General features: G+C 63.0%; 8 protein-coding genes. 3 read left to right on the forward strand and 5 right to left on the reverse strand.

What is annotated here, in order from left to right:
• Positions 1-5: 5 nt before the first annotated feature.
• The 5 genes from JQ621_RS33325 to JQ621_RS33345 form a co-directional block, all read right to left on the reverse strand.
• On the reverse strand, positions 6-1,184 hold the full coding sequence (locus JQ621_RS33325; RefSeq protein WP_212241282.1) for an ABC transporter permease: 1,179 nt from the start codon (positions 1,182-1,184) through the stop codon (positions 6-8).
• Positions 1,184-2,293: a microcin C ABC transporter permease YejB gene (locus JQ621_RS33330; RefSeq protein ID WP_212241283.1), complete on the reverse strand. Its 1,110-nt coding sequence runs from the start codon at positions 2,291-2,293 to the stop codon at positions 1,184-1,186. The genes JQ621_RS33325 and JQ621_RS33330 overlap by 1 nt, the downstream gene beginning before the upstream one ends.
• Before the next feature lie 2 nt (positions 2,294-2,295).
• Positions 2,296-4,167 (reverse strand): extracellular solute-binding protein, encoded by a 1,872-nt coding sequence (locus JQ621_RS33335; RefSeq protein WP_212241284.1) that lies wholly within the window; start codon positions 4,165-4,167, stop codon positions 2,296-2,298.
• Positions 4,168-4,181: 14 nt separating this feature from the next.
• Positions 4,182-6,077, reverse strand: a complete 1,896-nt coding sequence (locus tag JQ621_RS33340; protein ID WP_212241285.1) for an ABC transporter substrate-binding protein — start codon at positions 6,075-6,077, stop codon at positions 4,182-4,184.
• A gap of 226 nt (positions 6,078-6,303) precedes the next feature.
• Positions 6,304-6,855, reverse strand: coding sequence for a c-type cytochrome (locus JQ621_RS33345; RefSeq protein WP_212241286.1), 552 nt, complete (start codon positions 6,853-6,855; stop codon positions 6,304-6,306).
• A gap of 221 nt (positions 6,856-7,076) precedes the next feature.
• On the opposite strand from JQ621_RS33345, the gene JQ621_RS33350 reads away from it, so the two are divergent.
• The 3 genes from JQ621_RS33350 to JQ621_RS33360 form a co-directional block, all read left to right on the forward strand.
• Positions 7,077-7,817, forward strand: coding sequence for a 3-deoxy-manno-octulosonate cytidylyltransferase (locus JQ621_RS33350; protein ID WP_212241288.1), 741 nt, complete (start codon positions 7,077-7,079; stop codon positions 7,815-7,817).
• 21 nt (positions 7,818-7,838) lie between these two features.
• Positions 7,839-8,696, forward strand: coding sequence for a prephenate dehydratase (locus JQ621_RS33355; protein WP_212241289.1), 858 nt, complete (start codon positions 7,839-7,841; stop codon positions 8,694-8,696).
• 295 nt (positions 8,697-8,991) lie between these two features.
• Positions 8,992-10,226, forward strand: a 1,235-nt coding sequence (locus JQ621_RS33360; RefSeq protein WP_249125728.1) for an IS4 family transposase, incomplete at its 3' end; no start/stop codon positions are given.

The following is a 10,226-nucleotide window of genomic DNA, read 5'->3' on the forward strand; positions in this document are numbered from 1 at the left end:
CGCCCTCACTTGAACGTCTTGCGCGGATCGAAGGCGTCGCGCACGGCCTCGCCGATGAAGATCAACAGCGACAGCATGATCGCGACCGAGAAGAAGCCGGAGAAACCGAGCCAGGGCGCCTGGACGTTGGATTTGCCCTGGGACAGCAGTTCACCGAGCGACGGCGAGCCGGGCGGCAGCCCAAAACCCAGAAAGTCGAGGGCCGTCAGCGTCATCACCGACGAGGAGACGATGAACGGCAGGAACGTCATGGTCGCGACCATCGCGTTCGGCAGCAAATGCTTGAACATGATGACGCCGTTCGATACGCCGAGCGCCCGCGCCGCCTGGATGTACTCGAAATTGCGTCCGCGCAGGAATTCCGCGCGCACGAGTCCAACCAGCGACACCCAGGAGAACAGCAGCAGGATGCCGAGCAGCACGAAGAAGCCGGGCACCAGCACCGACGACAGAATGAGCAGCAGATAGAGCGAGGGGATCGCGGTCCAAATCTCGATGAAACGCTGGAACAGCAGGTCGACCCAGCCGCCGAAATAGCCCTGCACCGCGCCGGCCGCGATGCCAACGACGGACGAGACGATGGTCAGGCACAGACCGAAAAGCACCGAGATGCGGAAGCCATAGATCAACCGCGCCACCACGTCGCGGCCCTGATCGTCGGTGCCGAGCCAGTTATATTCGAGGTCGCGGCAGCTCTTCAGACCTTTCTTCTCGACCACCGGCTTGCATTGCGCTTCCGTCAGCATCCAGGTCGGTGCCGACGGTGCCGGCGTCGGCAGGTCGAGATTGTGGGTGTCGTAGGAGTAGCGGATCAGCGGCCAGACGATGCTGCCGCCCTTGTCCTTGATCAGCTTCTGCAGATAAGGATCGCGATAGTCCGCCGCGGTCTCGAAGTCGCCGCCAAAGGTCGTCTCCGAATAGGTGACGAAGGCGGGCCAGTAGAGATGACCGTCATATTTGACGAGGAACGGCCGGTCATTGGCGATCAGCTCGGCGAACAGCGACACCACGAACAGAAACAGGAAGATCCACAACGACCAGTAACCGCGGCGGTTCGCGCTGAAATTCTGCCAGCGCCGCCGGTTGAGCGGCGACGGCGCGAACGGCTTGCGCGTGACCGGCCCGGCATCGCCGAGCGGCGACTTCGCGGTGGTTTCGATCGGGGTGGGAGCGGTCAGCGTCATCAGACCTCCCGCGCCTCGAAATCGATCCGCGGATCGATCCACATATAGGCCAGATCAGAGATCAGGTTCACCACGAGGCCGACCAGCGAAAAGATGAAAAGCGTACCGAACACCACGGGATAGTCGCGGTTGAGGACGCTCTCGAAACTGAGCAGCCCGAGGCCGTCCAGCGAGAAGATGGTCTCGATCAGAAGCGAGCCCGAGAAGAAGGCGTGAATGAAGGTGCTGGGAAAACCCGCGATGACGATCAGCATCGCGTTGCGGAAGACGTGGCCATAGAGCACCCGGTTCTCGCTGCAGCCCTTCGCGCGCGCCGTCATGACGTATTGCTTGCGAATCTCGTCGAGGAACGAGTTCTTGGTCAGGAACGTCATGGTGGTGAATGCGCCGAGCCCCATAGCGATCAGCGGCAGCGTCAAATGCCAGAAGTAGTCGATGATCTTCCAGTACCAGGGGAATTGCGACCAGCCGTCCGACGTCAGGCCGCGCAGCGGGAACCAGTTGAAGAACGAGCCGCCGGCAAACAGGATGATCAGGAGGATCGCGAACAGGAAGCCCGGAATGGCATAGCCGAGCACGAGCACGGTCGAGGTCCAGGTGTCGAAGCGCGTGCCGTCCTTCATCGCCTTGCGGATGCCGAGCGGAATCGAGATCAAATAGGTCAACAGCGTCAGCCAGATGCCGAGCGAGATCGAGACCGGCAGCTTTTCCTTGACCAGCTGGAGCACGCTGACATCGCGGAAATAGCTGTTGCCGAAATCGAAGCGGGCGAAATTCCACACCATCAGCGCGAAGCGCTCCGGCGCCGGCTTGTCGAAGCCGAACTGCTTCTCCAGCTTCTTGATGAAATCGGGGTCGAGCCCCTGCGCGCCGCGATATTTGGAATTGATGGCGTCGCCACCGGCGCCCAGCTGGCCCGGCGCACGCTGCGCAAAATCGCCGCCGCCCGAGATGCGCGAGGTGCCGCCGGTGTCGGCGCCCGACAGCTGCGCGATCACGCGCTCGACCGGACCGCCCGGCGCGAACTGGACGACGACGAAGGAGATGAAGAGGATTCCGAGCAGCGTCGGAAACATCAGGAGAATGCGGCGGGCGATGTAGGCGCTCATGGCTATTTCGCCTGCTCGAGCTTGGCGGCCTTGGCGCGGTCATACCACCAGTTCTCGGGTGCACCGACGCCTTGCGCAAATTTCGGCGGCGTGGCGGGATGGCTGAACTGGTCCCAATAGGCGACGCGATGGAAGTTCGCATACCATTGCGGCACCCAATAGCGCCCGGCGCGGAACACGCGATCGAACGCCCGGCAGGCCGTGGTCAGTTCCGCTCTGGTCTGGGCCGCGATGATCTTGTCGATGAGGGCGTCGATGATCGGATCGGAGATGCCGGCGAGATTGTACGAGCCCTTGGTCTTGGCGGCCTGAGAGGAGAAGAAGGCCCGCATGGCATCGCCTGGCGTCGCCGACATCGAGAAGCGTTCGATGGTCATGTCGAAATCGAAATCCTCGAGCCGCGCGCGGTACTGCACGGCATCGACCAGGCGGAACGTGGCGTCGATGCCGAGCGTCGCGAGGTTCTTCAGGTAAGGCCCATGATGCGGCTGGATCGACGGCTCGTCGTTCAGGAACTCGATCGTGAAGGGCTCGCCATTGGGCAGAACCCGCTTGCGGTCCTTGATGACGTAGCCGGCCTCGTTGAGCAGCTCGCTCGCCTTGCGCAGCAGGGCGCGGTCCTGTCCCGAGCCGTCCGACACCGGCGGAACGAAAGGCTGGCCGAACACCTCGTCGGGCACCTTGCCACGGAAGGGCTCCAGCAATGCGAGCTCCTCAGGCGAGGGCGGGCCCGAGACCATCATGTCGGAATTCTGGAACGGCGAGCGCGTGCGCGCATAGGCGCCGTACATGATCGACTTGTTGGTCCACTCGAAATCGAAGGCATAGATCAGCGCTTCGCGCACGCGCGGATCCTTGAACTTGTCGCGGCGCAGATTGATGAACCAGCCCTGCGCGCCCGACGGCGTCTCGTCCGGCAGTTGCTCCTGCTTGACGCGACCGTCCTTCACCGCCGGGAAATCGTAGCGCGTGGCCCAGATGCGCGAGGTGAGCTCTTCGCGGAACAGATAGTTCTTGCCGGTGAAGCCTTCGAAGGCGACGTCGCGGTCGCGATAGAATTCGTAGCGCACCGTGTCGAAATTGTAGCTGCCGCGGCACACCGGCAGGTCGGCACCCCACCAGTCCTTGACGCGGTCGTATTCGATGTAGCGATTGACCTCGAACCTGCCGACCTTGTAGGGGCCGGAGCCGAGCGGCGTATCGAGCGTCGATTCGTCGAAGGCCCGCGTGGCGTAATACGCCTTCGAGAAGATCGGCAGGCTGGCGACATAGAGCGGCACGTCGCGGGCGCGGTTCGGCGCGAAGGTGACGACCACGGCGGCGTCATCGAGCGCCTCGGCCTTCACGAAATCGCGCAGCTGCACGACGATCAGCGGATGGCCCTTCTCCTTCAGCGTGTTGAGCGAGAAGGCGACGTCATCAGCGGTGAGCTTCGAGCCGTCGTGGAAACGAGCCTCGGGCCTGATCGTGAAGGTGTAGGCCAGCTTGTCCGGCGAGATTCGCACCGATTTCGCGACAAGCCCGTACATCGCGTCGGGCTCGTCATTGGCGCGCGCCATCAGCGGGGCGAAGGTCATGTCCATGCCCTGCGCGCCCTCGCCCTTCAGGATGTAGGCGTTGAGCGAGGAGAACGTGAAATAGGACTGGTTGTAAGAACGCACCGAAGGAATCAGTGAGAACGCCCCGCCCTTCGGCGCATCGGGATTGACGTAGTCGAAATGGTGGAAATCGGCTGGATATTTGAGATCGCCGAAGGCCGAGATGCCGTGGGCCTCAGCGGGCCCCTCGGACGCCGCCACACCAGGCAGCGCCGCAGCGCTGAACGCGCCGCCAACACCGAGGACCAGCACATGCCGGCGTGAAAGCTGCGTCATGCGCAATTGCTCCCTCAAGAGCGTTTTCCGATTCGCGCCGCCTTCTCAGCGTCGTACCACCAGAGCGTCGGTAGGCCGGACCGGCCATATTTCGGCAGGGGCTCGGCATGGCTGAAGCGGTCCCAGCGGGCATAGCGCGAGAATGGATAGGTAAACTGAGGCACCACGTAGAAATTCCACAGCAGCACGCGATCGAGCGCGCGCGTCGCGGCGACGAGACCATTGCGGTCTTTGGCGAAGATGATCTTCTCGATCAAGGCATCCACGGCCGGGTTCTTGATGCCGATGGTGTTGCGTGCGCCGGGCACGTCGGCGGTCGCCGAGCTCCAGAATTCACGCTGCTCGTTGCCGGGCGAAAGCGACTCGCCCCATTGGTCGATAATCATATCGAAGTCGAAGTTACGCAGCCGGTTCTGGTACTGCGCATCATCGACCGTGCGAACCGACGTGTTGACACCGATGCGCTCCAGCGAGGGCTTGAAGAACAGCGCAATGCGCTCCGACGAGGGTTCCTGGACCAGGATCTCGACCGTCAGAACCTTCCCCGCGGCGTCGACCAGCTTGTGATCCTTCACCTCGAAGCCCGCTTCTTTCAGGAGCTTCGCCGCTTCACGCAGATTGGCGCGCACGGCTTCCGGAGTGCCGCCGACAGGATTCTGATACGGCGTCGTGAACACTTCCGGCGGTACCTTGTCCTTCACCGTTTCGAGGATCCGCAATTCCTCGCCCTCAGGCAAACCCGTCGCCGCGAGTTCGGACCCTTCGAAGTAGCTGTTGATGCGCTTGTACTGACCGAAAAAGAGCTGCTTGTTCATCTCCTCGAAGTCGAAGGCGTAGTTGAAGGCTCGTCGCACCCGCGCATCCTTGAACTGATCGCGCCTGGTGTTGACCACGAAGGCCTGCATGCGGCCAGAATCGTTGATCGGAAACTCTTCCTTGATCACCCGCTTCTCGGCGACCGCGGGGAAGTTGTAGGCCGTCGCCCACTGCTTGGCGGAGTTTTCCGCGATCCAATCGGCTTGATCGGCCTTGAAGGCCTCCAGCGCGACCTGGTTGTCGCGGAAGAATTCGTAGCGCAGCTCGTCGAAATTGTTCTGGCCGATCCGGCTGGGGAGATCGGCGCCCCAGTGATCCTTGACCCGTTCAAGCCTGACCGAGCGCCCCGGCACGAATTCCTTGATCCGATATGGCCCGGATCCGAGCGGAATCTCCAGCGTGGTCGCGCTCACATCGCGCTTGCGGCCCTGCGCGTCGGTGCCTTCCCACCAATGCTTCGGCAGCACCGCCAACTCGCCGACGATGGTCGGCAGCTCCCGGTTGCCCGGCCCATCGAAGCTGAATTTAACGTCGCGCTCGCCGACTTTCTCCGCCTTGGTCACGTGGCGATAATAGGACGCGTACATCGGGCTTTGCTGCTTGAACGTCTCGAGCGAGAAAATCACGTCCTCGGGCGTCACCGGCTTGCCGTCATGCCAGCGGGCTTCCTTGCGCAGGCGATAGACCACCCAGGAAAAATCCTCCGGATGCTGGGCGGCCTCGGCCAGTTCACCGTACTCGCTCGCCACCTCGTCTTGCGCCCGGGTCATCAACGTTTCGTAGATGACACCGACAGCTGGCGCGATCGTGCCCTTGATGCCGGCGACCGCGATATTGAAGTTGTCGAAAGTGCCGATCGAGATCAGGCGCGCTATGCCGCCCTTGGGCGCGTCCGGGTTGACGTAGTCAAACCGCTTGAAGTCGGCCGGATATTTGACGTCGCCGAACAGGGACAGCGCATGGCGCCAGGGCAGCTCACCGGCCGATTGCGCCTCTGCCGTGCCAACGACGGGAGCACCCGCCGCAGAGCCGAGGACGGGAAGCGCGGCAACGGCCGCGCCGGTGAGCAGAAGATCGCGTCGGGTAATGGCCAAATCAACATCCTTGGTCTCGAAGGAGGTTACCCCTTTAAGGGCCTAATATAGGCGAGCTTTCGACGGAATATGTTGCTTTTTCCTCATCTTGGATGACCGAAGTGGCCGTCAGATGCGGCCAAACGCCCCGATAACAACGCCGCGAGGCCCGGATATGGAAACGGCCAGGCTTTGGAGCCTGGCCGCATATCCGAGATCGAAACCCGGAAGCCTTATTTCGAGAGCCTTATTTCGCCGCCGTCGGCAGCGGCTTCGGACTGTCGGAGAGGGTGTTCAGATAAGCGATGACGTCGGCACGCTCGCTGTCCTTCTGGATGCCGGCAAAGCCCATCGCCGTACCGGGGATATAGCCCTTCGGATTGGTGATGAACTTGTTGAGTTCGTCGACGCTCCAATCGCCCCCCTTTGCCTTGATGGCGGCCGAATAGTTGAAACCGGCTTCCGTTGCTCGGGCGCGACCAACAATGCCGTAGAGGTTCGGACCAACGCGGTTCGGGCCGCCCTTCTCGAAGGTGTGGCAGGCGCCGCACTTCTTGGCGGCGGAAGCGCCCTTCTCGACGGAGGCGGTCTGGAGCAGCTTTTCGATCGGCTCGGCCGGAGCTGCGGCAGCGCCTGCGCCACCCTTGTCGCCGGCTTCTTCCTTCACGGCGATCTCGAAGCCCGGCTTTTCCGGCGTCTTGGGCGAGAACAAAGCCTGAGCGGTGAAGCTCGTCACCAGCAGAATGAGACAGGTGCCGAGCACGGCCCCGAGAATCTTGTTGAGTTCGAAAGAGTCCATTTCCGGCCAGGCCCCACACCGCAAGAAGGAATTGGCAGCCGGGCGGCCGCCAGGACGAGCCTCGGGAGAATCAAAACCGTTCCTTATTGTTTCCCCGAGTTTTGCCATTGAGATATCGGTTTGCCCGGGGTCTGGCAACCCGTATAAGCGACCCTTCTGTCGGCCCGTCCCCACCCGATTTCTCGACGCGGAAAACGTCCCGTTTCCAGGCCCTTAAATCCATGATCGATCCCCGCATCCTGGTGCTGATCCCGGCCCGCATGGCCGCCACCCGCCTGCCCGGCAAGCCGCTCGCCGATATCGCGGGCCTGCCGATGATCGTGCATGTGATGCGGCGCGCCGAGGCCGCCGGTATCGGCCGGGTTGCGGTGGCTACCGACACGGCAGAGATTGCTTCGGTCGTGACCGCCCATGGCGGCGAGGCGGTGATGACCCGCACCGACCACCCCTCGGGCTCGGACCGCATCCACGAGGCCATGCAGAAGCTCGATCCCGATGGCAAGGCCGAGATCGTGGTCAATCTCCAGGGCGATTTCCCGACCATCACGGTCGACAACATCCGCGACGTGCTGCCGCCGCTCGAAGACCCTGCCGTCGACATCGCCACGCTGGCCTCGCAGATCCACACCGAGGAGGAGGATCTCGCCCCGAGCGTCGTGAAGGCGATCGGAACCTCGCTCGGCGGCAAGCGCATGCGCGCACTTTATTTCACCCGCGCGACGGCGCCGACCGGCGACGGACCGCGTTACCACCATATCGGCCTCTACGCCTATCGCCGCGCCGCTCTGGAGCGCTACGTTTCGCTGCCGCCCTCGCCGCTGGAATTGCAGGAGAAGCTCGAGCAGCTCCGGGCCCTGGAGGCCGGGATGCGGATCGACTTCACCATCGTCGACACCGTCCCCAGGGGGGTCGACACGCCGGCGGATCTGGAGACCGCCCGCGGCATCCTTTCCAAATCCTGAGCCGCTGCTACAAGGCCCGTCATGAGCAAGATGAAGATCGCATTCCAGGGTGAACCTGGCGCCAATTCCCATATCGCCATCGTTGAAGCCTATCCCGACGCCGAGCCGATGCCCTGCGCCACCTTCGAGGACGCGCTGTCGGCGATTTCCTCGGGCGAGGCCGATCTCGGCATGATCCCGATCGAGAATTCGGTCGCCGGCCGCGTCGCCGACATCCATCATCTGCTTCCGGCCTCCGGCCTCTTCATCATCGGCGAATGGTTCTTGCCGGTCCGGCATCAGCTGATGGCGATCAAGGGCACCAGGCTCGAAGACGTCAAATCCGTCGAGAGCCATGTGCATGCGCTCGGCCAGTGCCGGCGGATCATCCGCAAGCTCGGCATCAAGCCCATCGTGCACGCCGACACCGCCGGCAGCGCCCGCGACATTTCCGAGCGCAAGGACAAGACCGTCGCCGCGATCGCCTCGCGCCTCGCCGCGCAGATCTACGGCCTCGACATCCTCGCCGAGGACATCGAGGACGAAGCCCACAACACCACACGCTTCGTGGTGCTGGCGCGTGAGCCGAAGTGGGCCGCGCAAGGCTCGGGCTCGCTGGTCACGACTTTTGTCTTCCGGGTGCGCAACCTGCCTGCGGCGCTCTACAAGGCGCTCGGCGGCTTTGCCACCAACGGCGTCAACATGACGAAGCTCGAAAGCTATATGGTCGACGGCAATTTCTTCGCCACGCAGTTCTATGCCGATGTCGATGGCCACCCTGATGACAAGGGTCTCGCATTTGCGATCGAGGAGCTGAAATTCTTCTCACGCGAGTTTCGTATCGTCGGCGTGTATCCGGGACATCCGTTCCGGGCAACGTTCAGCGAGGCGCAGGATTAGCCTGCCACCCTCCCCTGGAGGGGGAGGGTCGGCTCGCATTGAGCGCAGCGAAATGTGAGACGGGGTGGGGGTGAAAGTCCCTCCACGACGAACAGTGCCCGAGTGGAGGGATCACCCCACCCCGCCCGCGCTTCGCGCGATCGACCCTCCCCCTCCAGGCTACGATATTCACACATCGCAGTTGAAGAGCGAAGAAATGGCTGATTCCATGTGGTCTTCCTGAAGAGGAGGAGTGCATGGAGCTTGGACTGGGGCGGTTTGGTGACCGCCGCCTGGAAAAAGGGGGGCCTTTCTTTTGGACCGCCTCGTGGCGTCGGGCGGCAGAAGGCTGCGGGTGCGTCGATTGGGTGGCAGTCGGGCGGGAGAGATTCGCCTGACCCGGCTTTTGCGTAATGAGGCCTTCAGTTGTGAAGAGATGCTGGCGGAGGCCGCCGGGCGGACGGCGGACCGCTGCATGGGACGGCACGTCCTTGCGATCCAGGACACGACTGTGCTGCGCTCGGAGGGAGGTGGAGGTGAGTATCTGCATGCCGTATTGGCTCTGGATGCGCAGGATGGTTCGATCCTTGGACTGATCGATGGTTGCTTCCTGAAGCGGGAGGGCGGCCGGCGGGCCGTGCGGCGATCCGCACCGATTGAAGAAAAAGAGAGCTTCCGGTGGCTGGAAGGCGCGGACCAAGCCGGGTCGGTGTGTGCCGGCGCGGCTTCGATCACGGTCATTGCCGATCGCGAGAGCGATATCTTTGAAGCGTTTGCGTTGCGTCCCGAACGCGTTGAACTGCTGGTACGTGCGGCTCATGACCGCGCGCTTGCCGATGGTCATGCCCTGTTTGCGCGAGCCGCCGCACTCCCTGTGATGGGACGTGCGGAACTGGAGTTGGCCGCCAAGCCGGGGCGCAAGCGGCGTATTGCACAGCTCGAAATGCGCTTCATGCCAGCGAGGCTTGCCCGCCCCAAGAATGGATTGCGCGCCAATTTGCCGGAGAGCGTTGCCGTAAACGTCATTGATGTCCGTGAGATCAGCGCGCCGGCTGGCGAGGCGCCGATCCACTGGCGACTTCTGACGACACACGCAGTAGCCAGCGAGACGGAAGCATGGGAGACGGTCGACCTTTATCGGCAACGTTGGGCCATTGAACAGCTGTTCCGCACCCTCAAGACTGCGGGCTTCGACATCGAGCATGTCCAGATCGAAGACAAGGCGCCTCGTGATCGGTTGATAACCGCGACGCTGATCGCGGCTGTGTGCATCCAGCAATTGGTGCACGCCCGTGATGGCGGCCCGGGACCTCTGCGGCCCCTGAGCGATGCGTTCGACCCCGAGGACATTGCGCTGATCGAGGCCTGCTGCGCCGACCTCGAAGGCAAGACGGACCGGCAGAAGAACCCCCATCCAAAGGGATCGCTCGCACGCGCCGCCTGGGTCTGCGCGCGTCTGGGCGGATGGACCGGCTACTACGGCAAGCCGGGCCCCGTCGTCATGCTTCAGGGCTGGCTCGAGTTCCAAGCCATGAAACGCGGCACCAACCT

This window comes from Bradyrhizobium manausense (assembly GCF_018129685.1).
GTDB classification, from domain to species: Bacteria; Pseudomonadota; Alphaproteobacteria; order Rhizobiales; family Xanthobacteraceae; genus Bradyrhizobium; species Bradyrhizobium manausense_D.

Coding starts and splice junctions, on each gene's coding strand:
- JQ621_RS33335 (WP_212241284.1), bottom strand. CDS start 4,167: ATGACGCAGCTTTCACGCCGGCATGTGCTGGTCCTCGGTGTTGGCGGC.
- JQ621_RS33325 (WP_212241282.1), bottom strand. CDS start 1,184: ATGACGCTGACCGCTCCCACCCCGATCGAAACCACCGCGAAGTCGCCG.
- JQ621_RS33330 (WP_212241283.1), bottom strand. CDS start 2,293: ATGAGCGCCTACATCGCCCGCCGCATTCTCCTGATGTTTCCGACGCTG.
- JQ621_RS33355 (WP_212241289.1), top strand. CDS start 7,839: ATGAGCAAGATGAAGATCGCATTCCAGGGTGAACCTGGCGCCAATTCC.
- JQ621_RS33345 (WP_212241286.1), bottom strand. CDS start 6,855: ATGGACTCTTTCGAACTCAACAAGATTCTCGGGGCCGTGCTCGGCACC.
- JQ621_RS33350 (WP_212241288.1), top strand. CDS start 7,077: ATGATCGATCCCCGCATCCTGGTGCTGATCCCGGCCCGCATGGCCGCC.